Below are 26,817 nucleotides of genomic sequence, written 5' to 3'. Positions count from 1 at the left end.
GAGAACCCCTGCCGTCGGCGCGCGGCGCGTGGCGGTCAGCGCGGCTGGACCGGGAAGAGCATGCAACTGCTGGTGGCGTGGGCCAGCAGCCGGTCCTCGGAATCACGGAGCTCCGCCTGCGCGAGGGCGGTGCGGCGCCCGGCGTTGAGGACGGTGCCGATGGCGCGGACCTTCCCGGTGTCGACGGTGACCGGGCGCAGGAACTTCAGGGTCAGGTCGAGCGAGGTGTAACCCACGCCCTGCGGAAGCACGGACTGCACCGCGCAGCCGGCCGCCGAGTCCAGGAGCGTGGCGTAGACGCCGCCGTGGACGCTGCCGATCGGGTTGTAGTGCTCCTCGCCCGGTACCAGTACGAAGACCGCCCGGCCGTGTTCGGCCTCCTCGAGGGTGAAGCCCAGGGTGGCGGCGATGGGCGGGGCGGGCAGCCGGCCGGCCAGGATCTCGCGGAGGAAGTCGAGACCGCTGTGATGGGGGACGGCGTCGGCGGAGACCGCGGGGTCTCCCCAGTCGAACGTCCGTGACCTGCGCATGCTCACCCCTTGCTGCTCTGGCTTCATATGTCGAAGCTAGATGGCCGGACCTCTGGCTGTCAATGCCGAAGCCAGCCTAGGATGGGTGCATGGGCTGGCTGGAGACGAGCACCGAGAACTGCACGGTTCAGCGGACGCTGGACCTGGTCGGCGAGAAGTGGTCGTTGCTGCTGCTTCGGGACGCCATGAACGGTGTCCGGCGCTTCGACGACTTCCGGCGGCACATCGGGCTCTCCGAGGCCGTACTGGCGGACCGGCTGCGCAAGCTGGTGGCCGCCGGAATCCTGGAGACCGTCGCCTACCGCGAGCCGGGCAGCCGTACCCGGCGCGAGTACCGGCTCACGCGCAAGGGCTGGGACCTGTGGCCCGCGATGATCGCGCTCAAGCAGTGGGGCGACCGGTACACCGCGGACCCCGAGGGCCCGCCACTGGAGGTTCACCATGCGGACTGCGGCGAACCGGTCCGGGCCGTGGTCGTCTGCGGGGAGGACCACGGACCGCTGACGCCGCCGCAGGCCCGCACCCGCCCGGGCCCCTCGGCGCACCCCCGGCCCTGACCGACCTGCCGCCTCCCGAGCTCGCCCTGCCGGACCCTGCCGTCCGCCATCGGGTGAAGGGGCTGTCCGGGCCGACGCGCAGGAGACCCGGGCCGGCGACGACCGCGAAGGCCCACGGCGGGGATCAAGACGGTCACCGCGGGCGTCCGCGCGGCGGCCGGTCCATCCGAATCCCCTGACCGCCTCGGAAGAGCCGGGTCGGCGTGTTCCCCTGCGCAGCCGCACCGGTGCTTCACTCCGGCGCCCGCCGGCCAGGGTACGGACCAGTTCGACGCCCTCGCCCTCACCGCACGACGGACCCATGGCCAGTCCATGGCACCCCTCACCCCGTCGGTGTCCGCGCCGCCCGGCGGCCGATGCGCCCTGTGGCCCGAGAGTCGCATTCCGGCATCCGGCTCGGGCAGCCGAGGCGGCGACCCTCCCCCGAACCAGCCCTACGGGCACCTCATCGTGCGGCCGGGTTTCGACCGTCCGCGGCACGGAGCCCGCGCCCGCTCCGAAGACGGCGGCATCGGCATCGCGGCGGCATGGCACCGGTCACCGCCCACGGCGGCACGGTCACGGCGGCCTCCGGACCCGGCGGCGCGCTCCCCAGGGCCGCGGCACAGGCGCCCGGCTCGTTCCCGGCGCCGCCGGCGCCGTCGCCCTCGCCATCGCGGCGCCGCGGTTTACCTCGCAGGCAAATACCCCTAGGGGTATTTGACGCCTCTCTACCCACGGTCATACTCTCGCCGGAGAGATACCCCCGGGGGTAATTGAGGAGGCAACCAAGTGGCTCGCGAAGTGACCCAGGAAGTGTTCGCGGCGGCATGGGCCGACGGAGTGCTCGTGGTCGACGTACGGGAGGCGGACGAGTACGCGGCCGGGCACGTCCCCGGCGCGCGGCTGATGCCGCTGCGCACCGTGCCCACCCGGTACGACGAACTGCCCGCCGGACAGCCGGTGTACGTGATCTGCGCCAGCGGCAACCGCAGCAGGACCGCAGCCGACTGGATGGACTCCCACGGCATCGACGCCTACTCCGTCACCGGCGGCACCAGCGCCTGGGCTCGCGGCGGCCGCCCCGTCGCGATCGGTTCGCCCGAGCACGCCGCCTGACCTCCGCCCGCCCCCGCACACCGGCCAGCCGGAAAGGAGCCCCGCCTTGGCCGCAACGCCCTCTCCCTCCGACGCCCCGATCTCCGGTCGTCACCGAATCGCCGTCGTCGGCGGCGGCAGCGCCGGTATCAGCGTCGCCGCCCGCCTGCGGCGCGCCGGCGTCACCGACATCACCGTGATCGAACCGTCCGACACCCACTGGTACCAGCCCCTGTGGACCCTGGTCGGCGGCGGCCAGGCCCCCCTCGGCGCCACCCGCCGCCCCGAGGCCTCGGTCATACCGGACGGCGTGCGCTGGATCCGCCGCCGCGCCCTGGCGGTCGACCCCGAGACCCGCACGGTTTCCCTGTCCGGCGGCGCCGAACTCACCTACGAGCACCTGGTCATGGCGCCCGGCCTCCAACTCGACTGGGACGGCGTGCCGGGCCTCGCCGAAGCCGTCGGCCACGACCGGGTGAGCAGCAACTACGCACCCGAGTACGCCCCGCGCACCTGGGAACTGATCAAGCAGATGCGCTCGGGCACGGCCGTCTTCACGCACCCGGCGTCTCCGCTGAAGTGCGGCGGCGCCCCGCAGAAGATCGCCTACCTGGCCGCCGATTACTGGCGCAGGCAGAAGGTCCTCGACGACATCCGGATCATTCTCGTCGTCCCCGATCCGGCACTGTTCAAGGTGCCCGCCTGGTCACGGGTCCTGGAGAAGGTGGCCGACCGGTACGGCATCGAGGTGCGGCTGCGCTCGGAGATGACCGCCGTCGACGGCGACGGCCGCGAGGTCACGATCACCGACCACGCGAACGGCACGAAGGAGACCATCGGCTACGACCTCCTGCACGCCGTGCCGCCGCAGAGCGCCCCCGACTGGGTCAAGGCGAGCCCGCTCGCCGACCCGGCCAGTGCGCAGGGTTTCGTCGCCGCCGGCAAGCACACCCTCCAGCACCCGTCGTACACAGACGTCTTCGCCCTCGGCGACGTGGCGAACCTGCCCACCTCGAAGACCGGCGCGGCCGTGCGCAAGCAGGCGCCGGTGGTCGCGGCGAACCTGCTGGACGTGATGAACGGCCGCTCCCCGTCCAGGAGTTACGACGGCTACACGTCCTGTCCGCTGGTGACGGCCCGCGACCGGATGCTGCTCGCCGAGTTCGACTACGACCTCAACCCGACCCCCAGCTTCCCGCTGATCAGCCCGTTCAAGGAGCGGCGCACGATGTGGGCGTTCAAGCGGTACGGCCTGCCGCCCGTGTACTGGCACGGCATGCTCACCGGCCGCCTCTGACCGGTCGGCCCGGGCATCCCCCGCCCGGGCCGGCCACCACCCCAGCCCTTCGGCAAGGGCGGACCAGACCCCTCCACATACCCCCTGGGGTAATACAGCCTTTCCGACATGGAGGTCACCCGACCATGTTCTTCGCCCAGTACTACCTCGACTGCCTCTCCCAGGCGTCGTACCTGATCGCCGACGAGACCACCGGCAGGGCCGTCGTCGTCGACCCGCGCCGCGACGTCTCCGAGTACCTCAGCGACGCCGCCGCCCACGGCTTCACCATCGAGGCGGTCGTCAACACCCACTTCCACGCCGACTTCCTCGCCGGGCACCTGGAACTCGCCGACCGCACCGGCGCCTGGATCGGCTACGGGCAGCGTGCCGAGGCCGAGTACCCGATCCGCAAGCTGACCGACGGCGAGCGCGTCAGCCTCGGCGACGTCCAGCTCCAGATCCTCGAAACGCCGGGCCACACGCCGGAGTCGATCAGCGTCCTGGTGTACGAGCACGCCGACGACGCGGTCCCCTACGGGGTCCTCACCGGCGACGCGCTGTTCATCGGCGACGTCGGCCGCCCCGACCTGCTGGCCTCGATCGGCGTGACCGCGGACGAACTCGGCACGATGCTCTACGACACCATCCAGAACAAACTGATGGCCCTCCCGGACGCCGTGCGGGTCTTCCCCGCCCACGGCGCCGGATCCGCCTGCGGCAAGAACCTCTCCACGCAGCGTCAGTCCACCATCGGCGAGCAGCGCGCCACCAACTACGCCTGCCGGCCGATGAGCGAGGAACGGTTCGTGGAGCTGGTGACGGCAGGCCAGCCGTCCGCGCCCGCCTACTTCGTCTACGACGCCATCCTCAACCGCAAGGAGCACGGCCTGTTCGACGCGGCCGCCGCGCCCCGGCCACTGTCGGCGCAGGAGTTCATGGCGCGGCGCGCGGCGGGAGCGGTCGTGGTCGACGCCCGCTCGCCGCAGGACTTCGCTCCCGGCCATCTGCGCGGCTCGGTCAACGTGCCCGCGGACGGCCGCTTCGCCGAGCAGGCGGGCACCGTCGTCGCCCCCGACCAGGAGGTCGTCGTCATCGCGCCGCAGGACCGCGAGGAGGAGATCGTCACCCGGCTCGCCCGGATCGGCTTCGACAAGGTCGGCGGCTACCTGCGCGAACCCGAGGGCGCCTTCCCCGCCCTGGCCGACGAGATGGCACAGGCCAGCCGCCTGACCGCCGACGAGCTGCGCCGGCTGCTCGACGGTGCCGAGCCTCCGCTGGTCCTGGACGTGCGCAACGCCGCCGAGCGCGAGGAGGGCTTCATCGAGGGGTCGTCGCACATCCCGCTGGCCGAACTGGCCCGCCGTATCGACGAGATACCGGCCGGCCGGCCCCTGGTCGTGCACTGCGCGGGCGGCCACCGCTCCTCCATCGCGGCCAGCCTGCTGCGCCACAAGGGCCGCACCGACGTCTCCGACCTGCTCGGCGGCTACGGCGCGTGGCTCGCCCTGATGGCCTCGGCCGAGGTCTGATCCACCGCGGGCGGGCGGTGACCGGAGGCACCGGCCGCCGCCCGCCCGCTTCGAAGAACACCGAGGAACGTCCGTGGCCGCGGCGGCGGGAGCCGGGGCCGGCAGACCGCCCCGGAGGCGTGCGACCTGATCGTCGGTCTCGGGCCGGACCAGCTCGCCGCCGCCGGATCCGTCACCAGGGCGCACGGCGGCGCGGAAGCCGCCGGGCGATCACCCGTCGACCGGGGCGCGGCGAGCGAGCGCCCGGGTCCCGCGCCGACGATCAGCACGTCCGAGGGCGCCGTCGTGAATCCACGGCGGTACCCCGGACGCCTCGGTCCGGCATCCGGGCAGGGCTTGGAGTCACCTCGCCACGGAAGCGGATGATGTGCGGGTCGGTCGTGCGTGCTCAGCCCGTCCTCGTCCCCCGGAAGCGGTGACTGCGTGTGCCGCAAGCGCGTCTGGACCAAGGTCCGCACCCACGTCGCTGCGGGCGCGGTGATCGGGTGCTGAAGCCTCGTCAGGAGGGGCCGGGTCGGCGCCGACCCGGGTGCGCCGCCGTCGGGCAGTGTGGTGCGTCGCCCGGACGGCGCCCCTGTTGTCCGCCGACCGTCGCGGCCTCGCCCGGCGGCCGCATCCGGTCTGCCCCGATCCCCCTGGGCGCGGGCCGTTCGTGGGCCGGGCCGGCGGACGCCGTCCGCAAGGCGCGCCAGGCGTGTTCGGTCAGGGGCAGGGTGGTGGCTGTTGCCAGGCAGATCGCCCACTGAGCGAGGCTGAGGGGGACGGTGTCGAAGATGCCCTGGGCGAACGGCACCTGTACGGCGATGACCTGAAGGGTGAGGACCGCGGCCAGGCAGATCCACAGGATGCGGTTGTGCAGCTGGTGGCGGCCCAGGACGGGACCGTCCTCGCTGCGGGCCGTCAGGGCGTTGAGGAGCTGGAAGAGGACGAAGACGGTGAAGGCCATGGTGGCCGCGGTCGCGGCACCGGTGAGGTGACGGGCGGCGGCGAAGACGGCCAGAGTGCCGACGGCCATGACCGCGCCGGAGCGGCTGACGGCGGCCAGGCGGCGGACGTTCAGGATGCGCTCACCGGGCGGGCGGGGCGGGCGACGCATCACGTCGGCCCGTGGGGGATCGATGCCGAGGGCCATGGCGGGCGGCCCGTCCATGATGATGTTGACCCACAGCAGCTGGATCGCGGACAGGGGTGCGGGCAGTCCGGCCAGCACGGTCGCGAGCAGCGTGAGGATGGCTCCGATGTTGGTGGACAGCTGGAAGCGGACGAAGGTGACGATGTTGTCGTAGATGGAGCGGCCCTCGCGCACCGCGTGGACGATCGTGGAGAAGTCGTCGTCGGTGAGCACCATGTCGGCGGCCTCTTTGGCGACGTCGGTGCCGGTGATGCCCATGGCGACGCCGATGTGGGCGGCCCGCAGGGCGGCGGCGTCGTTGACACCGTCTCCGGTCATGGCCACGATGTGGCCGCGCTCGGACAGGGCCCGGACGATGGTGACCTTGTGCTCGGGGGCGACGCGGGTGAAGACGCCGATGTCCTCGATGCGGTCCGCGAGGTCCTGCTCGCTCATCCGGGCCAGTTCGGTGCCGGTGACGACGTGCCCGGCGATGCCGAGTTCGCGGGCGACGGCGACGGCGGTGTCGGCATGGTCCCCGGTGACCATTTTGACGGTGACACCGGCGGCCCGGGCGAGGGCGACGGCGTCGCGGGCCTGGGGGCGGGGCGGGTCGGTGATCCCGGCGATCGCGGTCAGGGTCAGCCCCGTCACCTCGTCAGGGTGCGGCTGTTCGGTGACCGCGGTGGCGGCTCCGAGGACGCGCAGGCCCTGGTCGGCCATCCGCCGGGCGGCGTCGGTGACCTCACGGCGGCGCTCCGCGTCGAGTGGGGCGGGGCCGTGTCCGGTCAGGACCTGGGTGCAGCGCTCCAGGAGGACGTCGACGCCTCCTTTCGCGTGGACGCGGGTGCGGCCGTCGGCGTCGGTGTGGAAGGTGGCCATGTACTTGGCGGCCGGGTCGAAGGGCACCTCGCCGTGGCGTGGCGTACCGGTGCGCAGGGCTTCGATGTCCAGGCCCGTCTTGGCGGCCAGTAAGAGCAGGGCCGCCTCGGTGGGATCGCCGATGACGCCGTCCCGGGTGAGGCGGGCGTCGTTGCACAGGGCGAACGGCCGCACCGCGTCGTGCAGTTCCGCGGTGTGCCGGCCGTCGGCGGAGCGCACGGTGCCGGCGGTGTCGTAGCCCTCGCCGGTCACGTCGTACAGGCGCCCCGCGGCCCACAGGGCGCGGGCGGTCATCTGGTTCAGGGTCAGGGTGCCGGTCTTGTCGCTGCAGACCACGGTCGCCGAGCCCAGCGCCTCCACGGCGGCCAGGCGTTTGACGATGGCGCCGTGGCGGGCCATGCGGTAGACGCCCATGGCCAGGGTGAGTGCGAGAACGGCAGGCAGTCCTTCAGGGATCGCCGCGACCGCCAGGGCCACCGCCCGCAGCGCGAGGTCGGCCAGGTCTTCGCCGCGGATGAGGGCGACCAGCGCGTAGGCGGCTACGGCGACGCCGCTGACCAGGGCCAGGCGTCGGCCCAGGCTGTCCATCTGAACCTGCAGCGGGCTGGGCGGTTCGCTGCCCGTACGCAGCGCCTCCGCGATCGTGCCGACCTCGGTGCCCATGCCGGTGGCGGTGACGACCATCTCGGCGCGGCCGCGGGTCAGCGCGGTGTTCATGAAGAGCATGCCGGTGCGCTCGGCGACCGGCAGGGGCTCGTCGCCGCCGGCCGTGCTGGGCGCGGCCGTCTTGGCGACCGGCCGGGACTCGCCGGTCAGCACGGCCTCCGCGGCCTCCACGGAGGCTGCGATCATCAGCCGCCCGTCGGCCGGGACTCGGTCGCCGGCTTCCAGGAGGACCACGTCGCCGGGTACCAGGGCGCCGGCCGCAGTCACCTTCACCTGGCCGTCGCGGCGGACCCGCGCGGTGGGGACCAGCATCAGGCGCAGCGCTTCCAGGCTGTGCTCGGCGCGGCGTTCTTGCAGATAGCCGATGGTGGCGTTGACGAGGAGGACGACGGCGATGACGAGGGCGTCCTTGACGTCGCCGATGATTCCGGCGACTACGGCGGCGACCAGCAGGATGCCGATCAGCCAGCTGCGGAACTGGTCCAGCAGGCGGAGCCACTGCGGTCGGCGGGCCGGTTCCGCCAACTCGTTGGTCCCCCACTCGCCGGTCCGCTGCTCGACGTCCGCTGTGGTCAGGCCCGTGGCCGGGTCCACGCGAAGCAGGTCCGCCACCTCGGTGGCCTCCCGCCGGCAGGCGTCCGCCACCAGCTGCGGGGGTGTCCGCGCCGGCGGGGCGTGGGGGCCGGCCGTGACGGGAGGCTGCTGAGACACGGTCACTCCTTGCCGCGGACGACGGTGACGGGGCAGTACGCGTGATGCAGGAGTGCCTGACTGACCGACCCCAGCAGCAGCCCCGCGAACCCGCCACGCCCCCGCGCGCCGACCACCACCAGTTGGGCGGACCGGCTCGCCTCGATCAGCGTCTCCCGTGTCCTGCCGTGCACCGCTCTGTGCTCCACGGCCACCTCCGGGTACCGTTCCCGGCGGCCCGCGAGCGCCTCGGACAGCAGGCGCTCCTCCTCCTGGGCCAGTGCCCCCGGCGGATTCGCGTACGGCGTCGAGGCTTCCTGCGGGGGAGGCAGCGGCGCGTTCCACGTGGTCCAGGCGTGCAGCGCCACCAGGCCGGTCCTGCGCAGCGCCGCCTCGGCAAAGGCGAAATCCACCGCCCGCTCACCAGCGGGCGAGCCGTCCACACCCAGCACGATCGGCCCGGCGGCATTCGGCTGCTCACGCACCACCAGCACCGGACACCGGCCGTAGGCCGCCAGATGTACCGCCGTCGACCCCACCAGCAGCCCGACGAACCCGCCCATCCCCCGGGATCCGACCACCACGAGCTCAGCGGCACGTGACTGGGCCTCCAGGACCGTCAGCGGCTCACCGTTGACGACGGCATGACTGACATCGACCTCCGGTGCCGCCGCCCGAGCACGAGCCACTGCCTCGGCGACCAGGTGTTCGACCATGTTCCGGATGCCGCCCTCCGGCGGGCCCAGTGACGACGGGCCCATGGGCACGTGCATCGCGGGCCAGACGAACGCATGCACCACCCTCAGCCGCGCCTCGCGCAGCCGAGCCTCCCGGGCCGCCGCATCCACTGCGACGAGACTCGATGCCGACCCGTCCACGCCCACGACCACCAGCCCACTCGTCACCATGTCTCCCGCCTCCAGATGTCAGCGCCCCGCCTTCTCCAGGCTCACCCCGGCCGTCCCGCGCCGCCATGGGGCTTGACGGCCGCTGCCAGGGCCACCTGGCACCTACCGTGGCCTCCCTGCGAGCGTCTCCAGGGGCCCGCTACGGCCGCTTCGTGGCGCAGTCGTCCTCGGCACGCTCCAGGACCACGGCTGCCGGCGAGAGCGGCCGCGAGACGGCTCGGCAAGGGGCGCGGCGGCCGAGGAAGCCCTGCATGAACGGGTCGGCATCGCGTCTCGTCGCAGTGACCGCGGTTCGCGGATGAGCTGAGCGAGGATGCCGCCTGTCCCGAGCGCCTGTGCCGCGCCCGGCCTTCAGAAAGGGGGCCGGTGGCCCCGTTCACGCTCATCGCCGCCCGATGACAAGGGGTGCCGTGGGCCGGGAGCCGTGGGCCGGGATGCGGTCTCGTCGGGCCGCCACCACGATGAAGACATGGTTCCTGTCGGCCCTGCCGACCGTTTCGACGCCTTCCGGGCCCTGGCGGGCCGGCACGGACGGGCCGGAGACGAGCTGATCGAGTCGTTGGCCCAGGCCCGGGCCGCCACCTCGGACGGCCCGGAGGTCTGGGCACCGTCCACGGCGGCCCGCGCCGGACTGCCCGGCGCCGCCGGACTCGGACCGGCCGCCTACTACGCCGACCTCGCGGCCCCGCACGGCCGCCGGCACGTCCGGGTGTGCGCCGCGACGGCGTGCTTCGCGGCGCAGTGCGGACGGCACCTCGTCGACGTGGCGAACGAGCTCGGGGTCGCGCCCGGCACCTGCTCGCCGGACGGTGCCGTCTCGGTGCAGGAGGTCCGTTGTCTCGGCTACTGCTACACGGGGCCCGCGGCGCTCGACGGCGACGTGCCGTGCACAGGTCCCGGCCTCGCCGCCCAGCTCGCGGCGCGGGAGCCGCCCTGGGCGCCGGTGATCCCCGCGAGCGACGACACCGGCGATCCGGTCCTGCTGGGAGGTGTGCTGGCAGGTGAGTCCGCGTGGCGGGTGTGGCCGGAGACCGTCACGACGGCCTCGGCGGAGGACGTCCGCCGGGAGGTCGCCGTGTCGGGGCTGCGGGGACGCGGTGGCGCGGGTTTCCGGGTGGCGGCGAAGTGGGAAGCGGTCGGCCGCGCGCCTGACTGCGTGGTGGTCGCCAACGGCGACGAGGGCGATCCGGGGTCGTACGCCGACAGGCTGCTCATGGAGGCCGACCCGGGGCGGGTGCTGGAGGGGCTGGCCCTGGCCTGCTTCGCGTGCGGTGCCCGCCGGGGCGTGGTGCTGGTGCGCTCCGAGTACCCGGCCGCTCTGGCGCGGATGCGCGAAGCGGTGCGTCAGGCGTACGCCGGGGGCCATCTCGGCCCGGAGGTGCACGGTACGGCCGTCGGCCTGGACATTCGGATCGTCGCGGGCGCCGGCTCCTACGTCGCGGGTGAGGAGACGGCGCTCATCGCGGGGTTGGAGGGTGGTCGTGGCTGCGCCCGCGCCCGGCCTCCGTATCCGACCGAGCACGGCCTGTGGGACGCGCCGACCGTGGTCAACAACGTCGAGACGCTGGCGGCCGTCCCATGGATCGTGCGGCGCGGCGGCGCGGCCTACGCCCGGCGCGGCACACCCGCCGAGACGGGGACCAAACTGGTCTGCCTCTCCGAACGGTTCGCCCGGCCGGGTTGCCACGAGGTCGAGATCGGCACACCGGTGCGGCGGATCGTCACCGAACTCGGCGGTGGTCTCAAGGACGGGGCCGTCCTTGCCGCATTGCAGGTCGGCGGGCCACTGGGCGGCTTCCTCGCCCCGGACGCACTGGACGTCCCCCTGTCGGAGGAGGGGCTGTCGGCCCGGGGGGCCTCCCTCGGCCATGCCGGCCTGGTCGCCTTCGACCGGCGCACAGCCCCGCGGGAGGTGCTGCGGCACGTCTGGGAGTTCGCCGCGGCCGAGAGCTGCGGTGCGTGCTCTCCGTGCCGGGTCGGCTCGCGCCGCGGCCTGGAGTGGGCATCCGGTGGCGCGCCGCCGGACCGGGAGTGGGCGCGGCTGTCCCGGGTGCTGGCCGAGGCCAGCCTGTGCGCGTTCGGGCGCCGGATCCCACCGGCCGTGCGCAGCCTCGCCCGCGCCTACGGAGAGGACCGGCCGGCGGGATGGGACCCGTGACCGCGGTCGGCATCGAGGTCGACGGCACCGGGCTTGAGGTGCCCGAGGGCACGTCCCTGCTCTCGGCCGCCCTGGCGGCCGGGGTCGAGCTGCCCGCGCTGTGCTCCGACGACCGGCTCAGCCCTGCCGGTTCCTGCCGTACGTGTCTGGTGCGGGCCGGTGGCCGCGTCGTGGCCGCGTGTGTCACACCCGTCTCCCCCGGCGTCCGCGTCGAGACCGCCACCGCCGATCTCGACGCTCTGCGCAGGGACGCGGTGGAACTCATCGCCTCCGCTCTGCCGCCCCGGGCACTGGCCGACGGCAACCCCGGCGAACTCGCCCGTATCTGCCGGTCCATGGGCATCGCCCCCGAGACGGCACGGGGTGCCGGAGGCCGCGGCGGGGACGACTCCCACCCGTACGTCCGTCTCGACCGGGACCTGTGCATCGCCTGCGGCCGATGTGTGCGGATGTGCTCCGAGGTGCAGGGCACCTTCGCCCTCACCCTGGTCGGCAGAGGCGGTGACACGGTCGTGGCCCCCGGCACCGGCGGGCCCTGGGCCGAGTCGGACTGCGTCGCGTGCGGCGGCTGCGTCGACACCTGTCCCACGGGGGCGATCACCCAGCCGGGGCCCGCGCGCGGACTCACCTCCGGCATCCGTCCCGCGGCCGCGCCGACGCGCACCACCTGCGGCTACTGCGGCGTGGGCTGTGCCCTCGACGTGGTCGTCCGGGAGGGCGGGATCGCCGCGGTGCTGCCCGCCCGGGACGGCCCGGTCAACCACGGGCACGCATGCGTGAAGGGCCGCTTCTCCCACGGTTTCCGCACCTCACCCGAACGGCTCACCCGGCCGCTTCTGCGGCGCGGCGGCGTCCTGGAACCCGTCGGCTGGGACGAGGCACTGGCCCACACCGCCCGGGCACTGCGCGCGGCCGTCGACGCCGGCGGCCCCGACGCCGTGGCGGCCATCTCCTCCGCCCGCGCCACCAACGAGGACAACTACCTGATCCAGAAGTTCATGAGGGTCGTCCTCGGCACCAACAACGTCGACAACTGCTCCCGCCTGTGCCACTCCCCCTCGGCCGCCGGCCTCACGGCGTCCTTCGGCCTCGCCGGCGGCACCGACAGCTTCGACGACGTCCAGCGGGCCGACTGTCTGCTGGTGGTCGGGGCCAATCCCGTCGAGGCCCACCCGGTCGTCGGAGCGCGACTGCTCAACCGCGTGCTGCACGGCGCCGCGCTGATCGTCGCCGACCCGCGCACCGTCGGCCTCGCCCGGCACGCCGACGTCCACCTGCGGCCCCGCCCCGGCACCAACGTCGCGCTCTTCCACGGGCTCGCCCACATCCTGCTCGCCGAGGGGCTGACCGACGAGGAGTTCCTGCGCGAGCGGGCCACCGGACTGCCGGAACTGACCGCGCTGCTGGCCGGCTACCCGCCCGAACGGGTCGCGGAGCTCACCGGCGTACCGGCCGCGGACCTGGTCGCCGCCGCCCGCCGGTACGGAAGGGCCGAGCGGCCGGCCATCGTCTACGGCCTGGGCGTCACCGAGCACCTGCACGGCACCGACGGCGTGCGGGCCCTGGCCAACCTGGCGATCCTGCGCGGCGCCGTAGGAAGCGACCGCGGGTACGGGGTCAACCCGCTGCGCGGTCAGAACAACGTCCAGGGCGCCTCGGACATGGGCGCGCTGCCGGACGTCCTGCCCGGGTACGGCAAGGTGACCGACCCGGCCGTCCGTGCGCGGGCGCAGGACGTCTGGGGCATACGGGTGCCCGAGCGGCCGGGACTCCGTATCCCGGACATGTTCACCGCCGCACGGGCCGGGGACCTGCGGGCGCTGTGGGTCATCGGTGAGGACGTCCGCGCCACCGATCCGGACACGAACCGGGTCACCCGAGCCCTGGACACCTGCCCCTTCGTCGTCTGCAACGAGCTGTTCCTGTCCGAGACCGCCCGGCATGCCGACGCCGTGCTGCCCGCCGCCTCGTGGCTGGAGAAGGACGGCACCTTCGTCAACTTCGACCGCCGGTTCCAGAGGGTCCGCCCCGCCGTGCCGCCCCCCGGAGGGACCCGCACCGACTTCGACATCGTGCGCGCCCTCGCCGCCGCCATGGGAACCGACCTCGGCTGCGCGACTCCCGCCGAGGCGCTCGCCGAGTGCGGCCGCCTCGCGCCGGTCTTCGCCGGTCTCTCCCACGACCGGCTGGACCGCGAGGGCGCCGTGCCGTGGCCCTGCCCCGACCCCGGCCGGCCGGGTGAGGCCAAGCTGTACACGGAGCGGTTCGCCACGCCGGACGGCAGGGCCCGCCTCGCCGCCGTCCCCTACCTCCCGCCCGGCGAGGAACCGGACGACGACTACCCCCTGCTCCTGGTCACCGGCCGGCGCTGGGCGCACTACAACTCCGGGAGCATGACCCGGCGCGGCGGAAACCTCGCTCTCGATCCGGTCGACTTCCTCGACGTCCACCCCGACGACGCCGGCCGGTACGGTGTGCGCGACGGCGTCCCGGTCGCGGTGGAGAGCCGGCACGGCCGGGCCGGACTCGTCGCCCGCGTCAGTGAACAGACGGCTCCCGGCCAGGTCTTCTGTTCCTTCCACTTCCCCGCGAGCGGGGTGAACCGCCTCACGTCCCACCACGCCGACACCGTCACGTCCTGCCCCGAGTACAAGGTCACTGCGGTCCGGCTGGCCATGCCGTGACGACGGTGGTCCAAGGCGCTCGGCGACGGCCACCGGCACCCACCGCGCTGCTGATCCCCGGAGGCGACGAGGCGACGCCATGGGTGGAGCCCCCGAGACGGTGCCCGGGACGGGCCGGTTGGGGCTCGCCGTCCTATAATTGAAGAGTTCTTCAATTGGTTAGTTGCGTTGACAGACAGATGATCACGGAGTGGAGGTCGGGGTGGGAACAGTCGTCGAGGCGTTGCTGGCGCGGGTGCGGGCGGCCCGGTCCGCTCTGGCGGCCGCCCGGGAGGCCGAGGACCCCTACGCGGTCGCGGTCGCGCAGGACGAGCTGGATGACGCGGTGCGGTTCGCCCGCAGGCACGGGCTCGACGTCGAGTCGGCAGAACCGCACGAGGGGTGATCGGGATGCCGGTTCCGCTGTACGAGGCGAAGGCGGAGTTCTTCCGAATGCTCGGGCATCCGGTGCGGATCAGGGTGCTGGAGCTGCTGCACGACGGGCCGAAGCCCGTACGCGGCCTGCTGTCCGCCATCGAGGTCGAGCCGTCGAACCTGTCGCAGCAGCTGGCGGTGCTGCGCCGCTCCGGGATCGTCACCGCCACCCGGACCGGCTCCACCGTCGTGTACGAGCTGGCCGGCGGGGACGTGGCCGACCTGCTGGCGGCGGCACGCCGGATCCTGTCCGTGCTGCTGGCCGGCCAGCAGGAGCTGCTGGAAGAGCTCCGGTCCGCGGACGCGGCCCGGTGAGGAGTGGGCACCGGTTCGCATGCCGTCACAGGCCAGGTGGACATGCAGAGCGCAGGACAGGGAGACGGCATCGTGAGTGATGGAGCCGAGGCGGCCGAGCAGCCCGGGAACACGAAGGACGGGGGGAAGGTCAGGGACCGTGAGTGGCGGATCGAGCGCGGTGTCGCGATCCGGGCGGGCTTCTACATCTTCGGCACTCACCTGTTCGCCGGGTTCGTGTGGCTGCTCTTCTATCTCGGCGAGCACGCGCACAAATAGCCACGTCGCCGGGGTTCCGGGCGCCCCCGAGCAGAGCGTCCTCGCCCCGAGCCTGGGGCCGAACGGCCCTGTTCAACCGCTGGGACACCGGTGAAGCTGTGGCGGGGACCGGCCGGCGGACGGCCGTTCCTCTCCCGCGGCCGGGCCGCCCAGGCGCTTCCTCCTGGGCGGCCCGGCCTGGGCGCGGCGTGCGGAATTCTTCGCTCGGCCAGGTGCGGTGAGTGGCGTGCATGAGGGAGAAAGGACTGCCGAGGTTGATTGCTGTGGTGGGGCATGAGGATCTCGCGCCCTGGACCCTGGCCCTGCTGGAGGAAGAGCTGCGCGCGCGGCTGGCCCGGTGTGCGGAGGCCGGGTGGACGGGTCTGGTCCGGGTCGGGCAGGGGCTGCCGGTGGCGTTCGGACGAGCCGCGAAACAGGCCGGGCTGGCGCTGGTGACCGTGGTGCCCACGCTGAACCGGGTGCCCGCGCTGCTGCGGGAGCGGGAGTGGCGGGCGGCCGGGGAGTTGCTGCTGCTGTCCGAGCAGGTGCGGCTGCTGGAGTACGACCCGGCGGACCGGGACGCCTGTGTGGGCGCCGACGAGCGGCTGCTGCGGGCCTGCGCCCGGGTGCTGGCGATCTGGGACGGCACCGCGTCCAACGGCCGTGACCGTACCGCGCACCTGGTGGCGTACGCGCGCAGTCACGGTATCGACGTCGAGGTGCTGTGGCCCGCCGGCGCCGAGCGGGTACGGGACGAGGTGGCGCAGGAGCCGTCATGACGGCCGGTACGCCGCCTCGGGTCCGCACGGCTGGGCTGGGCCGGGACGAGGCGCGGAGACCGCCGGCCGGGGCGCCGCCGGGACGCGTGGTCACCGCTCGGCGTCGCGGACGGGGCTGAAGGTCGCCGCGAGCTCGGCTCTGTTCCCTCTCCGGCTCGGGCGGGGCGGCCTCGGCCACCCTGCCCGGTGTCGCGGATCTTGCGGGCGGCCACCGGTCGAGGGCCGTCGCTACGACGGCGGTTTCGCCGGCGTCTGAGCGGCCCGCAGGTCGGCGAGAAGTTCGGCCTGCCCGGCGAGCACTCCGGACAGGATGGTGCGGGCGACGCGGAGCAGCTCGGCGATCTGCGGGCTGACCAGGGAGTAGTACACGGTGGAGCCCTCCTTGCGGGTGACCACCAGATTCGCGCGGCGCAGCACCGCGAGCTGCTGCGACAGGTGAGCCGGCTCGATGCCCACCTCGGGCAGCATCTCCGCCACCGCGTGCTCGCGCTCGCTCAGCAGCTCCAGAACCCGGATACGCGCGGGATGCCCCAGCGTCTTGAAGAACTCGGCCTTCAGTTGGTACAGCGGCGTGCTCATCGTGCCGTCCCCTTCCCGGCTGAGCAGCACGGCCGTGCCGGCCGGTCCTCGCTGCGTCGCATCCGCCCACTCGTCACACCCATGCGGCCCATCCTCGCCTGCGGCATCGGCCAAGCCGAATCCGCGCACGAGAACCCGGACCACCCGACAGAAGATATTACAACCTCGCCAATTGCCAAGATCGGAAACCTTGGAGGCGGTGCGGCAGGCTCCCGCGGGATCGGCTTCCCGCCGCGGCGCCGCCTGTCGGTTCGGAAGAAGGGGTTCATAAGGGAAGGGTGATCCAGATGCTCTTGCCCCTGCCGTCGGCATCCGCCCGCACGATCGCGGTGCCGCCCAGGCCGAGGGTGAGTTCCATGACGGTGGCCAGGCCGCCCGTCCCGGTGCCGGTGACCGAACCGTAGAGAGGCGGCTGACAGGGGTGGCGGTCGTGCACGGCGAAGGCCAGACAGTCGCCACCGGCCGCGAAGATCACGGTCATCTGCGGAGAGAGTCCCGCGGCGTGCCGGACGCTGTTGGTGACCAGCTCGCTGAGGATCAGCAGGGCCGGACCGATGGTGGGGTGGCGCGCACTGATGCCCCACTCGTTCAGAGCCTGTTCGGCGGTCTGACGGGCGGTGCGGACCGCGGCCGGCAACGTGGGCAGTGTGAGCACGTGCCGGTGGGGCAGGGCTTCGAGCCGGGTGTTCATCAGGTCTCCGCACGGGCGAGGCGGAATCCGCTCACCGTCTTGGGTTGCAGGCGCAGCAGGGTGTCGTGCGGGCCGTGGCTCCAGCCGGCGAGGGTGCGCTGGTAGTGGGCGACCTCGTCGGGATCGGTGATCACGTCGACCGGGCCGGCGACGGTGACGCTCCAGCCGGTGCCGGTCGCCGCGCGGACCTCGTCCACCTGGTAGGTCGCGGTGGCGGGGACCGCGGCGGCCGGCGCGGGCGCGCGTACCACCAGGCGGCCGTACTCCCACCGATGCCGGCCGGGCCGGACGACGGTGAGGTCCCGCCGGCTGTACACCAGCCGGCCCAGCGCGCTGCCCTCCAGCAGCCACAGGGCCTCGGCACCGGAGACCTCGACCATGCGCAGCAGGGCGGGCGCAGTGCTCATCCGGCGGTCTCCTCCGCATCCTCGATGACGGACCGGGACGTGCGGGCCGGGAACGGCGGCACGACACCGGCGCTCTCCAGGTAGAAGCGGGCGCCCTGGATGGCCTCGGGCGTGGTGGCGTACTCGCGCCCCTCCAGACGCAGCAGCTCCAGCGCGCCGACGGAGTCGAGGACCTGCCGCTGGCCCGGACGTATGCCGGAGGTCATGACGACGACGCCGCGCCGGTGCAGCTTCGCCACCGCGTCCTTGAGGACCAGGGCCCCGGTGGCGTCGATGGTGGTCACCCGGGACATACGAAGGATGACCACGCGCACGTCGGCGACCTCGGTCAGTTCGAGAAGGAAGCGGTGGGCGCCGGCGAAGAACAGCGGGCCGTCGATCCGGTACGCCACGATGTGTTCCGCGAGCAGCGCGTGCTCCTCGGCACTGTGGTCGCCGCGGTCGAGGGGCACCTGATCGAGTCGCGCCTGCACGGCCACCGCGCGCAGTGCGAGCGCGCCCGCGACCGCCAGGCCGATGATCACGGCGTACACGAGGTCGAGCGCGAGGGTGGCGACGGCGGTGAGCACGAGAATCAGGGCGTCGGAGCGGGTGGCCCTGGCCATGGCGCGCAGGGAGCCGACCTCGACCATGCGGACGGCGGTGGCCAGCAGCACACCGGCCAGCGCGGCGAGCGGGATCTTGGAGACGAGGGGGGCGGCGGCGAAGACGATCACCGCGAGGACCGCGGCGTGGGTGAGCGCGGCCAGCCGGGAGCTCGCGCCGGTACGGACGTTGACCGCCGTGCGCGCGATCGCGCCGGTCGCCGGTACCCCGCCGAACAGCGGGGCGGCGATGTTGGCCAGGCCCTGCCCGAACAGTTCGCGGTCCGGGTCGTGCTTCTGCCCCACCGTCATGCCGTCGGCGACCGAGGCCGACAACAGCGACTCCAGTGCGGCCAGTGCCGCCACCGCGACGGCCGGGGCCAGCAGGGAGCCGAGCGCCCCGGGGTCGAGGAAGGACAGCGAGGGAGCCGGGAGCCCGGCCGGCAGATCACCGATCGGCTTGGCGGCGCCCAGGCCGGCGACCTGCGTCACGACGGTGGCCCCGATCACCGCGACGATGGAGAACGGCACGGTCGGGCGCAGGCGGGCACCCACCAGCATGACCACGGCCACCGCGACCGCGAGGCCGACGGCGGTCCAGTTCGGGGATCCGGCGAACTCCTCCACCGCCCGCCAGGTCACCACCAGTACGCGATCGCCCTCGGGCTTGGGCACCCCGAGCGCGTTCGGAATCTGCTGCAAGCCGATCACGCAGGCGATGCCGAGCGTGAAGCCCTCCACGACCGGCGCGGGAATGTACTGCATGTACTTGCCGGCCTTGAGCAGGGCGAGCACGACGAGCATCACGCCGGCCATCAGGCCCACCGTGAGCACCCCGGACGGCCCGTGCTGCGCGACGATCGGCACCAGCACCACGGTCATCGCACCGGTCGGCCCGGACACCTGAAGATTCGAACCGCCGAACACCGCGGCGAGCGCACCGGCGACAACCGCGGTCGCGAGCCCCGCCTCGGCGCCGAGCCCCGAGGAGACACCGAAACCAAGCGCGAGCGGCAGCGCGACGATGGCCACGGTCAGCCCCGCAAGGAGGTCCCGGCGCGGGTCACGGCCCATTTCCGCCAGGTCGGCACGGCCGGGCAGCAGAGCGGCGATCCGGCCCCGGACCCGGGTGAACACGGACGTCATCGCGCGGCGACCTCGGCTTCCCGGAGTTCGGCCAGCAGCTTGTTCTGCCCGGCCAGCACCTCGGTCAGGATCCGCCGTGCGGCACCCAGCAGGCCGGCGGCGTCCCCGCTCGCGAGCGCGTAGACCACCGTCGAGCCCTCGCGCCGGGCGCTGACGATGCCCGAGCGGCGCAACACCGCCAGTTGCTGCGACAGGCCCGAAGGCTCCACCCCGATGGCTGTGAGCAGGTTCCGGACCGGCATCGGCCCGTCCTGCAGGAGCTCCAGCACCCGGATCCGCATGGGGTGCCCCAGCATCCGGAAGAACTCGGCTTTGGCCTGGTACAGCGGAACGGACACGGCTCCTCGACTTCCCGACTACCTACAGACACGGTAAACACAGCATCTAGCCAATTGCGAAATTTTGCAATTCGGCAGGTGTTCGTCGCTCCGGGTGGAAGCCGTCGATGCGGCACGTACGGGGTTCGCCTGCCCTTCTCGTCGGCGAAAGGGCCTGACCGTCGGCGTGGGAGTCAGGTCAGTGGCGTGAAGTGGACCAGGATCCGGCCCGTGTTCACCGTGTCGATCTCCACACGGTCGTACAGCTTCCTGATGTGCCTCTGGCCGAGGAAGGCGAGGACGCGTCCCTTGAGCTGCCCGGTGCCCTTTCCGTGAATGATCTGCACGACGGGCTCCCCCGTGCGTTTCGCCTGGAAGACGATCTGCCGCAGCGAGAGTTCGATGTCACGGTTGTTCCGGAAGACCGGGTGCAGATCCAATGTCAGCAAGGTGCTACCTCCCGCTGCCGCCACCTGTGACGTCCTGACCGAGTGTGCCATGCGGCGCCCGGCCGGGACCCCGACGGGTGCGCTCGCGCGAGCGCCGGTCGATCGCTGCCCTTCCCGCGCCGGACGGCTCGACACCGCCGTTCTGCGAGAGAGCCCCGGCTCGCAAACGCAGGCACAGGTCGCGGTGCCGATCTGCTCGAACGCTGGTGCGTTCCCACACTGTCGGCGCTCGCTCGTCGTCGATGTGCCGCTCATGCTGCTCGGGAACGGCGCGCCTTTCCGGCACCGGGCACAGGAGCCGGCATCCGTTTTCCGCGCCCTCGGCTCGCAACCGCGCTCCGCTCGGGCGGCTGACGGCCGGGCCGGTCGGTGTGTCGGCGGACGGTCTCGGGACAATCGTGGCCATGACCGACCGAATGTCCGATGCCGAGAGCCGTCTGGCCAGGATCGAAGGGCTGCTGGAGAGCGGCGAGCGCGATGTGGTGCCGGCGTGGCGCCGGGCGACACAGGGCGAGCCGCGGTGGGCGGTGACCGCCGTGATCTTCGTGGCGATCGCCCTCCAGCTGATGCTGCCGCACCGGCTCGCCCCCCAGCCCTACTGGGCCCTGCCCGTCCTGGAGGTGGTGCTGCTGGCCGGCCTCATCGCCGGCAACCCCCGGCGGGTCGAGCCCCGCACCCGGTGGCTGCGGGTGCTGGGGCTGGTCCTGATGGGCGTGATCAGCCTGGCCAACGGCTGGGCGGCGGTCCGGCTGGTGGTGGGGCTCGTGAACGGCAGCGAGGGCATGGACGCCGGGCCGCTGCTGCTGACCGGCGGTGGCATCTGGCTGACGAACATCATCGTGTTCGCCCTCTGGTACTGGGAGTGGGACCGGGGCGGGCCGATGGCACGGGTCCTCGGCCAACACCAGTTTCCCGACTTCCTCTTCGTGCAGATGCAGAATCCGGAAACGGCGCCGCCCGACTGGGAGCCGGGCTTTCTCGACTATCTGTACCTGTCCTTCACCAACTCCACCGCGTTCAGCCCGACCGACGTGATGCCGTTGTCGCGCTGGGCCAAGATGCTGATGATGTTGCAGTCCTCCGTCTCCCTGGTGACGGTGGTCCTGGTGGTGGCGCGGGCCGTCAACATCCTGCGCTGAGGGCCGGGCTGCCTTAGGTTCGCCGGTATGAGCGAAGAGGACTCCCTGCGTCTGGTCACGGTCGAGCGCACCGGCACCGGCCGCTTCACCGCGACGAACGCCCGCGGCGGCACGATCACCTTCGGTACCGGCGACGGCACGGAATTCACCCCGGTCGAGCTGCTGCTCGCCGCGATCGGGGGCTGTACGGCGGCGGACGTGGACGTGTCCACGAGCCGGCACGTCGAGCCGACCGCCTTCACCGTCACCGTCAGCGGCCACAAGGTGAGCGACGAGGACGGCAACCGGATGACGGACCTCGCGGCCGCCTTCTCCGTCGCCTTCCCGGACGGCGCGGCCGGCGACCGGGCCCGCGCGATCCTGCCCCGGGCGGTCGCCGTCTCCCACGACCGGCTGTGCACGGTCAGCCGCACGATCGAGGCGGGCACCCCGGTCGCCGTGTCGGCCGAGGAGGTGTGAGGTGCCGTGCGGGGAACACCCGTGACGTCCGCCGGGTCTCCGGCGGCACCGCATGGCGTGACAAGCCGGGCGGGGGTGCCGCGTTGCCATGAGCAGTTCCTGAGCACTGCTGCTCGGCTCCTGAGCACTGCTGCTCGGCGCGCCCACGGTTCCGCCCCCTACAACTCGTCCGACGCCCCGAGGCCGGTCAGTGCGCCGACCGGGTCGAGGTCGGGGGTGCCTCTGGGCCACCAGTCGTCGTGGCCCGGCTCCGACTCGTAGGCGTACCACAGGCCGTCCCGGCCGAAGCGGAGCTGGAGGTGGCCGCCGGGGTGGGTGAGGTGGTTGCGCCACGGCCGGAAGGCCGGGAGGTCGGCGGCGAGCAGCAGCGGCCGGGCCCGGTCGAAACGGCCGGCCGGCGGGTCCCAGGGCTCTTCCAGTACGGCCAGCCCCTCCAGTCCGCCCTGCCGCCAGGCGGCGACCGCGCGCGCCAGGTCGCCCGGGGCGCGGCCGACGGCGTCCGCGAGCGTGGCGTAGAGGGCGCGGGTGGACGCGGTGAGACCGGACCCCGGGCGGGCAGCGGCGAGCCGCACCGCGTCCTGCCAGAGGGTCAGTGCGCCGACCGGGTCGCGTCCGGTGGCGAGCAGGGCGTGGGCGCGGGCCGCCGCGTCGGTGGCCAGCTGGTCCAGCGCGAACGGGTCCGGGCCGCCGGGCACCCCCGGATAGACGGGGGGCTGCTCGGGATGTGCCGGTACCGGCAACGGAGGCGGCAGCGGCGGGAGTTGACGCGGCACGAAAGCCTCGGTCGCCCGGACGCCCGGCAGCGAGACCGGCTGCCGCTCCCGGGCCGCGCGGGCGGCGCTGCGCCGGGACAGCGCGTCGAGCACCTCGCGCTCCCCGCGGCCGCGCAGCAGAAGCAGCACGAACGGGTCGGCGTCCAGCAGCCGCGCGGTCTGGTAGCAGAGGGCGGCCGCGTGCTTGCAGGGGTGACCGAAGTCCGGGCAGCTGCACCGGGGGTCGAGCTCACCTGGCCCGGGCAGCAACGGCACCCCGGTGTCGACGAGGGTCTGCGGCAGCTCCTTGTCGAGCAGCGCGGCGATGTCGGCGGGCCGGTCGGCGGCGGCCTCCAGCAGCCGCTCCCACTCGTCCTCGCCGAAGGTCCGCAGCCGCACCTGCACGCGGTACGGCCGGGGCCGGCTGCCCTGCACATACGCCAGGACCAGTCCGGGGGTCACGGTGATGGCGTCCACGTGCCCGCGCTCGGCGTAACCCCGCCCGCGCACAAGCCGCTTGACGTCCAACGCCCCTTCTTCCAGCGCCCGCACCCACGCGTTGCCCCACCAGGTCTCGGCGAAGCCGGAAGCGCCGGCGGGGTCGCGAGGCACCAGGGAGGGAAGGGCTGCGAAGGTGCGGCGGAGTTCGCCGTCCCGGTGCGGGGTGGCCATGGTGCGCGGGAGGCGAGGCGCCGCGGAGGGGGCTGGGGCCGGAGCTGAGCCCGAGGCCGGGGCCGGGCTCGAAGCCAGGGCCGGAGCTGGGCCCGAGGCTGAGGCCGGGGCCGGGCCCGAAGCTGAGGCCGGGGCCGGGCCCGAAGCTGAGGCCGGGGCCGGGCCCGAAGCTGAGGCCGGGGCCGGGCCCGAAGCTGAGGCCGGGCCCGGAGCCGGGGCTGAGGCCGGGGCGCTCGGCTCCGGACGGGCCGTGGCGGCCGTGGCGGACCGGGGCTCGGGCTCGACAGCGTTCGGCCCCGCGTCGGGCTCGACAGCGTTCGGCTCGACAGCATTCGACTCCACCTCAGGCTCGACAGCGTTCGGCCCCGCGTCGGGCTCGGCGGCGTTCAGCTCGGCCTCGTCCCTCGGCATCCGGAACGCGGTCGCCAGGAACTGCTGAAGGTCACGGGCGGTGCGACCGCGTGCCGCGGTCGCCGGGGCCGGCGAGGGAAATCGCCGTGCCGGGCGGGCCGGTGACTGGTGCGAAGCCTGCGCCGCAGCCGCCTCCTCGGCTCGCCTCGCCTCCGCACGCGCCGCCCGCAGCGCCTCCCGCGCGAGGTCGCCGGGACGACTGCCCGGCCTGACGGCAGCGCGGGCGCCGGTGTCGGCCTGGTCCGCCCGGTCGGCGTCGGCGCGGGACTCGGGACCGGCCTCGGGCCTGCCCCCGGGCTCGGCCTCGGCATCCCGCTGCTCCGCCTCCTTCGCGGCGGCAGCCGCCCGCAGCGCCAGCCGCGCGGCGTCCCCCGGCCTGGGCGCCCGCTCCGCGCGCTCCCCCGCTCCCCCACCCGGAGCCGCCCCGTCGCCCCCGGTCTCCGGCCCGTGCTCCCGCGCCGCCCGCAGCGCACGCCGTGCCGCGTCCCCGGGCCGCTGCTCGCCCTCGCCGCTCATGACGTCCTCCGCAACGACACCAGGTCGGACAGCTCACGGTCCGTCAGCTCGGTCAGCGCGGACTCGCCGGAGCCCAGGATCGCGTCGGCGAGGGCCCGCTTCGACTCCAGCATCTCGGCGATACGGTCCTCGACGGTGCCCTCGGTCACCAGTCGGTGCACCTGGACCGGCTGGGTCTGGCCGATGCGGTACGCGCGGTCGGTGGCCTGTTCCTCCACCGCCGGGTTCCACCAGCGGTCGAAGTGGACGACATGGCCGGCGCGGGTGAGGTTGAGGCCGGTGCCCGCGGCCTTCAGGGACAGCACGAGGACCGGGGTCGCCCCGCTCTGGAAGCGGTCCACCATGCGCTCCCGCTCCGGGACCGGGGTGCCGCCGTGCAGGAGGTCGACCGGGACCGCGCGGGCCTGGAGGTGTGCGGTGATCATGCGGGCCATGCCGACGTACTGCGTGAAGACGAGCGCCGAGCCGTCCTCGGCGAGCACGGTGTCCAGCAGCTCGTCGAGCAGGGTGAGCTTGCCGGAGCGGGCGGCCAGGCCCTCGGCACCGGTCTCTTCCTTCAGGTACAGCGCGGGGTGGTCGCAGAGCTGCTTGAGGGCGCCGAGCAGCTTGAGCACCAGGCCGCGGCGCGCGATGCCGTCCGCCGTCTCGATGGCGAGCATCGACTCACGCACCACCGCCTCGTACAGCGCGGCCTGCTCGCGGGTGAGCGGGACCGGGTGGTCGGTCTCCGTCTTCGGCGGGAGTTCGGGGACGATGCCCGGGTCGGACTTCTTGCGGCGCAGGAGGAAGGGGCGGACCAGGCGGGCCAGCCGGGCCACCGCCGCCCCGTTCTCGTCGGCCCCGCCGTTCTCGACGGCGCGCGCGTGCCGGGCGCGGAAGGACTTGAGCGGGCCGAGGAGTCCGGGGGTGGTCCAGTCGAGGAGGGCCCAGAGTTCGGAGAGGTTGTTCTCCACGGGGGTGCCGGTGAGGGCCACGCGCGCGCGGGTCGGGATGGTACGCAGTGCCTTGGCGGTGGCCGAGTAGGGGTTCTTGACGTGCTGGGCCTCGTCGGCGACGACCATGCCCCAGGGCTGGTCGGCGAGTCTGGCGGCGGTGGCGCGCATGGTGCCGTACGTGGTGAGGACGAAGCCGCCGGTGAGGCCGTCCAGGGTGCGGTCGGGGCCGTGGAAGCGGCGGACCGGCACGCCGGGCGCGAACCGGGCGATCTCCCGCTGCCAGTTGCCGAGCAGCGAGGCGGGGCAGACCACGAGGGTCGGCTCGGTACGGGCCCGCTTCAGGTGCAGGGCGATGACGGTGATCGTCTTGCCGAGGCCCATGTCGTCGGCGAGGCAGCCGCCGAGGCCCAGGGAGGTCATCAGGTCGAGCCAGGCCAGGCCCCTCAGCTGGTAGTCGCGCAGGGTGGCGTGCAGACCGGCGGGCGGCTCGGCCGGCCGGATGCCGGCGGTGAGGCGGTCGCGCAGGGCCGCGAGGACGCCGACGGGGACGGCCTCGACCCGCTCGCCGTCCACCTCGGCCTCGCCGGTGAGCGCCACGGAGAGCGCGTCGACCGGGTCCAGCAGGCCCAGTTCGCGCTTGCGGGCCTTGCGGACGAGGGCGGGGTCGACGAGCACCCAGCGGTCCCGCAGCCGTACGACCGGGCGGTGGGCCTCCGCGAGGGCGTCCATCTCGGCTTCGCTGAGCGGATCGCCGCCGAGCGCCAGCTGCCAGCGGAACTGGAGCAGTTCCTCGCTCTCGAAGAAGCCGGTGCCGTCGGTGGCCGAGCCGGGGGCGGGCCGGACCACGGCCGCGGCGGTCAGGTCCTGGGCCAGGTCCCGGGGCCAGTGCACGGCGACCCCGGCCGCCGCGAGCCTGGTCGCCGCCACCCCGAGCAGTTGCCCCAGCTCCTCCTCGCAGAGCGCGAGCACGTCCGGCACGTCCTGCTCTGCGAGGCGGTCCAGCGGCGGCCACACCCGCGCGGCCCGGCGCACGGCCAGCGCCGCGTCCACCCGTGCGCGGGGGCCGAAGGCCGCGTCGGACCGGCCGGCCCACAGCGCCGCCGCGTCGGTCACCAGGGTCGGGTCGGCCAGGCTGTGCACCTGGACGATCGCCGCTCCCGCGCGGTGCGCGCCCTCGCCGTCGTCGAAGAGGTCGGACGCCGACAGGTCCAGGCGCAGTGAGATCCGCACGCCCGCGTCCATGCCGGCGGCGACCTCCGCAGCCCATTCGTGGGCGTCGGGCAGCCGCTGGGGTTCGCGGGCGGCGAAGGGCCGGCCCGAGGTGTGCGGGGCGGCCGGGGTGCGGGGCAGGGTGTCGGCGACGGCGTCCAGGAAGGAACGGATCAGCGCTTCCGGCTGGGGCAGCAGGAGCGGGCCGGGGCCGGGCAGCGGGACGGCGTGCCCCTCGGCGGGCAGGGCGGCGGCCACCGCGCGCAGGTGGGCGATGTCGGCGGGCTCCAGGGGGCCGGCCCGCCAGGCGTCGTGGCCGGCCGGGGTGAGGCCGGGCAGCAGCCGGCCGCGGGCGGCGAGCCGCAGCGCGTGCAGGGCGGCCGCGCCCCAGCAGGCGGTGGCGGGATGGGCGGCCGGGTCGCGGCGGGCCCGGACGAGCAGCGGGAGGGCGTCGGCGAGCGGCAGGGTGAGCGCGGGCACCTGCCGGCGGCGGACTCCGGTGGCGCCGTGCCGGCGTACGACCGTCAGCTCCTCGGTCGCGGTGCCGGGCAGCGGGTCCCCCTCGGGGTCCCAGAACGCCATCCGGCCCTGGCGGGGGAGGTCGGCGGGCAGGTAGACCGCCGCCAGGCGCACCGGGACGCCGACGTCGGCCTCGGCCGTGGTGCCGCTCATACGTTCTGCCACCTCCCGCCCTCATGTCGGATCAGACGTCTTCGACTGTACGGGCGGGGTCTG

23 protein-coding genes and 1 pseudogene are annotated in these 26,817 nt (G+C 73.8%); 13 read left to right on the top strand and 11 right to left on the bottom strand.

What is annotated here, in order from left to right; genetic code table 11:
• Nucleotides 1-35: 35 nt before the first annotated feature.
• Entirely contained in the window at nt 36-530 is a 495-nt protein-coding gene (locus tag AB0P24_RS05985; protein ID WP_365790991.1) for a PaaI family thioesterase, read from the bottom strand.
• Nucleotides 531-619: 89 nt separating this feature from the next.
• Here AB0P24_RS05985 and AB0P24_RS05980 point away from each other — a divergent pair, with 89 nt between their 5' ends.
• From AB0P24_RS05980 to AB0P24_RS05960, 5 genes and pseudogenes are all read left to right on the top strand, one after another.
• Nucleotides 620-1,087, top strand: a complete 468-nt coding sequence (locus AB0P24_RS05980) for a helix-turn-helix domain-containing protein (protein WP_365790990.1) — start codon at nt 620-622, stop codon at nt 1,085-1,087.
• Between the two features lie 771 nt (nt 1,088-1,858).
• Nucleotides 1,859-2,185, top strand: coding sequence for a rhodanese-like domain-containing protein (locus AB0P24_RS05975; RefSeq protein WP_365790989.1), 327 nt, complete (start codon nt 1,859-1,861; stop codon nt 2,183-2,185).
• A gap of 46 nt (nt 2,186-2,231) precedes the next feature.
• Nucleotides 2,232-3,461 carry an FAD/NAD(P)-binding oxidoreductase gene (locus AB0P24_RS05970; protein ID WP_365790988.1) on the top strand — a complete coding sequence of 410 codons (1,230 nt, stop codon included), beginning with the start codon at nt 2,232-2,234 and terminating at the stop codon, nt 3,459-3,461.
• A 125-nt stretch (nt 3,462-3,586) separates the two neighbouring features.
• Complete coding sequence (locus AB0P24_RS05965) at nt 3,587-4,972, top strand: MBL fold metallo-hydrolase (RefSeq protein ID WP_365790987.1); 1,386 nt, start codon at nt 3,587-3,589, stop codon at nt 4,970-4,972.
• A gap of 90 nt (nt 4,973-5,062) precedes the next feature.
• A pseudogene (locus tag AB0P24_RS05960) lies at nt 5,063-5,200 on the top strand (IS5/IS1182 family transposase); the annotation flags it as partial.
• A 271-nt stretch (nt 5,201-5,471) separates the two neighbouring features.
• Here AB0P24_RS05960 and AB0P24_RS05955 read toward each other — a convergent pair.
• Nucleotides 5,472-8,342: a cation-transporting P-type ATPase gene (locus AB0P24_RS05955; protein WP_365790986.1), complete on the bottom strand. Its 2,871-nt coding sequence runs from the start codon at nt 8,340-8,342 to the stop codon at nt 5,472-5,474.
• Nucleotides 8,343-8,344: 2 nt separating this feature from the next.
• Nucleotides 8,345-9,229: a universal stress protein gene (locus tag AB0P24_RS05950; RefSeq protein WP_365790985.1), complete on the bottom strand. Its 885-nt coding sequence runs from the start codon at nt 9,227-9,229 to the stop codon at nt 8,345-8,347.
• A gap of 469 nt (nt 9,230-9,698) precedes the next feature.
• On the opposite strand from AB0P24_RS05950, the gene AB0P24_RS05945 reads away from it, so the two are divergent.
• The 6 genes from AB0P24_RS05945 to AB0P24_RS05920 all read left to right on the top strand — a co-directional run bounded on the left by AB0P24_RS05945 (nt 9,699) and on the right by AB0P24_RS05920 (nt 15,816).
• Entirely contained in the window at nt 9,699-11,387 is a 1,689-nt protein-coding gene (locus tag AB0P24_RS05945; protein WP_365790984.1) for an NAD(P)H-dependent oxidoreductase subunit E, read from the top strand.
• A complete protein-coding gene (gene fdhF, locus AB0P24_RS05940) occupies nt 11,375-14,071 on the top strand; it encodes a formate dehydrogenase subunit alpha (protein WP_365790983.1) in 2,697 nt (898 codons plus the stop codon). Before AB0P24_RS05945 ends, fdhF begins: the two co-directional genes overlap by 13 nt.
• 202 nt (nt 14,072-14,273) lie before the next feature.
• Entirely contained in the window at nt 14,274-14,456 is a 183-nt protein-coding gene (locus AB0P24_RS05935; RefSeq protein WP_365790982.1) for a hypothetical protein, read from the top strand.
• 5 nt (nt 14,457-14,461) lie between these two features.
• Nucleotides 14,462-14,800, top strand: coding sequence for a metalloregulator ArsR/SmtB family transcription factor (locus AB0P24_RS05930; RefSeq protein WP_365790981.1), 339 nt, complete (start codon nt 14,462-14,464; stop codon nt 14,798-14,800).
• Between the two features lie 72 nt (nt 14,801-14,872).
• Entirely contained in the window at nt 14,873-15,058 is a 186-nt protein-coding gene (locus tag AB0P24_RS05925; RefSeq protein WP_365790980.1) for a DUF6126 family protein, read from the top strand.
• Between the two features lie 254 nt (nt 15,059-15,312).
• Complete coding sequence (locus tag AB0P24_RS05920) at nt 15,313-15,816, top strand: hypothetical protein (protein ID WP_365791137.1); 504 nt, start codon at nt 15,313-15,315, stop codon at nt 15,814-15,816.
• Nucleotides 15,817-16,044: 228 nt separating this feature from the next.
• Here the strand turns inward: AB0P24_RS05920 and AB0P24_RS05915 are convergent, their stop codons facing one another.
• The 6 genes from AB0P24_RS05915 to AB0P24_RS05890 form a co-directional block, all read right to left on the bottom strand.
• Complete coding sequence (locus tag AB0P24_RS05915; RefSeq protein ID WP_181806559.1) at nt 16,045-16,395, bottom strand: metalloregulator ArsR/SmtB family transcription factor; 351 nt, start codon at nt 16,393-16,395, stop codon at nt 16,045-16,047.
• Nucleotides 16,396-16,660: 265 nt separating this feature from the next.
• On the bottom strand, nt 16,661-17,086 hold the full coding sequence (locus AB0P24_RS05910; RefSeq protein ID WP_365790979.1) for an ATP-binding protein: 426 nt from the start codon (nt 17,084-17,086) through the stop codon (nt 16,661-16,663).
• On the bottom strand, nt 17,086-17,493 hold the full coding sequence (locus AB0P24_RS05905; RefSeq protein ID WP_365790978.1) for a pyridoxamine 5'-phosphate oxidase family protein: 408 nt from the start codon (nt 17,491-17,493) through the stop codon (nt 17,086-17,088). The genes AB0P24_RS05910 and AB0P24_RS05905 overlap by 1 nt, the downstream gene beginning before the upstream one ends.
• Nucleotides 17,490-19,223 carry a SulP family inorganic anion transporter gene (locus tag AB0P24_RS05900; RefSeq protein WP_365790977.1) on the bottom strand — a complete coding sequence of 578 codons (1,734 nt, stop codon included), beginning with the start codon at nt 19,221-19,223 and terminating at the stop codon, nt 17,490-17,492. Before AB0P24_RS05900 ends, AB0P24_RS05905 begins: the two co-directional genes overlap by 4 nt.
• On the bottom strand, nt 19,220-19,561 hold the full coding sequence (locus tag AB0P24_RS05895; RefSeq protein ID WP_365790976.1) for a metalloregulator ArsR/SmtB family transcription factor: 342 nt from the start codon (nt 19,559-19,561) through the stop codon (nt 19,220-19,222). Before AB0P24_RS05895 ends, AB0P24_RS05900 begins: the two co-directional genes overlap by 4 nt.
• A 173-nt stretch (nt 19,562-19,734) precedes the next feature.
• Nucleotides 19,735-19,989: a Smr/MutS family protein gene (locus tag AB0P24_RS05890; RefSeq protein WP_181806563.1), complete on the bottom strand. Its 255-nt coding sequence runs from the start codon at nt 19,987-19,989 to the stop codon at nt 19,735-19,737.
• Nucleotides 19,990-20,393: 404 nt separating this feature from the next.
• On the opposite strand from AB0P24_RS05890, the gene AB0P24_RS05885 reads away from it, so the two are divergent.
• Both AB0P24_RS05885 and AB0P24_RS05880 read left to right on the top strand, forming a co-directional pair.
• The gene (locus AB0P24_RS05885) at nt 20,394-21,128 is read left to right on the top strand and encodes a hypothetical protein (protein WP_365790975.1); all 735 of its coding nucleotides are present in this window, start codon (nt 20,394-20,396) and stop codon (nt 21,126-21,128) included.
• Nucleotides 21,129-21,155: 27 nt separating this feature from the next.
• Nucleotides 21,156-21,587 carry an OsmC family protein gene (locus AB0P24_RS05880; protein ID WP_365790974.1) on the top strand — a complete coding sequence of 144 codons (432 nt, stop codon included), beginning with the start codon at nt 21,156-21,158 and terminating at the stop codon, nt 21,585-21,587.
• A gap of 158 nt (nt 21,588-21,745) precedes the next feature.
• Here AB0P24_RS05880 and AB0P24_RS05875 read toward each other — a convergent pair whose 3' ends face one another.
• Nucleotides 21,746-23,938: an SWIM zinc finger family protein gene (locus AB0P24_RS05875; protein WP_365790973.1), complete on the bottom strand. Its 2,193-nt coding sequence runs from the start codon at nt 23,936-23,938 to the stop codon at nt 21,746-21,748.
• Nucleotides 23,935-26,754 carry a DEAD/DEAH box helicase gene (locus AB0P24_RS05870; RefSeq protein ID WP_365790972.1) on the bottom strand — a complete coding sequence of 940 codons (2,820 nt, stop codon included), beginning with the start codon at nt 26,752-26,754 and terminating at the stop codon, nt 23,935-23,937. The genes AB0P24_RS05875 and AB0P24_RS05870 overlap by 4 nt, the downstream gene beginning before the upstream one ends.
• Nucleotides 26,755-26,817 lie beyond the last annotated feature (63 nt).

The organism is Streptomyces sp. NPDC086519, assembly GCF_040686075.1.
Classification (GTDB): domain Bacteria; phylum Actinomycetota; class Actinomycetes; order Streptomycetales; family Streptomycetaceae; genus Streptomyces; species Streptomyces shenzhenensis.
Note: the sequence above shows the minus strand (reverse complement) of the source record. Positions and strands in the feature narration are given on the sequence as shown.

Excerpts from the sequence above, each read along its gene's own strand:
- AB0P24_RS05900 (WP_365790977.1), bottom strand. The coding sequence starts at position 19,223 with ATGACGTCCGTGTTCACCCGGGTCCGGGGCCGGATCGCCGCTCTGCTG.
- AB0P24_RS05875 (WP_365790973.1), bottom strand. The coding sequence starts at position 23,938 with ATGAGCGGCGAGGGCGAGCAGCGGCCCGGGGACGCGGCACGGCGTGCG.
- AB0P24_RS05985 (WP_365790991.1), bottom strand. The coding sequence starts at position 530 with ATGCGCAGGTCACGGACGTTCGACTGGGGAGACCCCGCGGTCTCCGCC.
- AB0P24_RS05945 (WP_365790984.1), top strand. The coding sequence starts at position 9,699 with ATGGTTCCTGTCGGCCCTGCCGACCGTTTCGACGCCTTCCGGGCCCTG.
- AB0P24_RS05905 (WP_365790978.1), bottom strand. The coding sequence starts at position 17,493 with ATGAGCACTGCGCCCGCCCTGCTGCGCATGGTCGAGGTCTCCGGTGCC.
- AB0P24_RS05915 (WP_181806559.1), bottom strand. The coding sequence starts at position 16,395 with ATGAGCACGCCGCTGTACCAACTGAAGGCCGAGTTCTTCAAGACGCTG.
- AB0P24_RS05910 (WP_365790979.1), bottom strand. The coding sequence starts at position 17,086 with ATGAACACCCGGCTCGAAGCCCTGCCCCACCGGCACGTGCTCACACTG.
- fdhF (WP_365790983.1), top strand. The coding sequence starts at position 11,375 with ATGGGACCCGTGACCGCGGTCGGCATCGAGGTCGACGGCACCGGGCTT.
- AB0P24_RS05870 (WP_365790972.1), bottom strand. The coding sequence starts at position 26,754 with ATGAGCGGCACCACGGCCGAGGCCGACGTCGGCGTCCCGGTGCGCCTG.
- AB0P24_RS05980 (WP_365790990.1), top strand. The coding sequence starts at position 620 with ATGGGCTGGCTGGAGACGAGCACCGAGAACTGCACGGTTCAGCGGACG.
- AB0P24_RS05885 (WP_365790975.1), top strand. The coding sequence starts at position 20,394 with ATGACCGACCGAATGTCCGATGCCGAGAGCCGTCTGGCCAGGATCGAA.
- AB0P24_RS05880 (WP_365790974.1), top strand. The coding sequence starts at position 21,156 with ATGAGCGAAGAGGACTCCCTGCGTCTGGTCACGGTCGAGCGCACCGGC.
- AB0P24_RS05930 (WP_365790981.1), top strand. The coding sequence starts at position 14,462 with ATGCCGGTTCCGCTGTACGAGGCGAAGGCGGAGTTCTTCCGAATGCTC.
- AB0P24_RS05950 (WP_365790985.1), bottom strand. The coding sequence starts at position 9,229 with ATGGTGACGAGTGGGCTGGTGGTCGTGGGCGTGGACGGGTCGGCATCG.
- AB0P24_RS05965 (WP_365790987.1), top strand. The coding sequence starts at position 3,587 with ATGTTCTTCGCCCAGTACTACCTCGACTGCCTCTCCCAGGCGTCGTAC.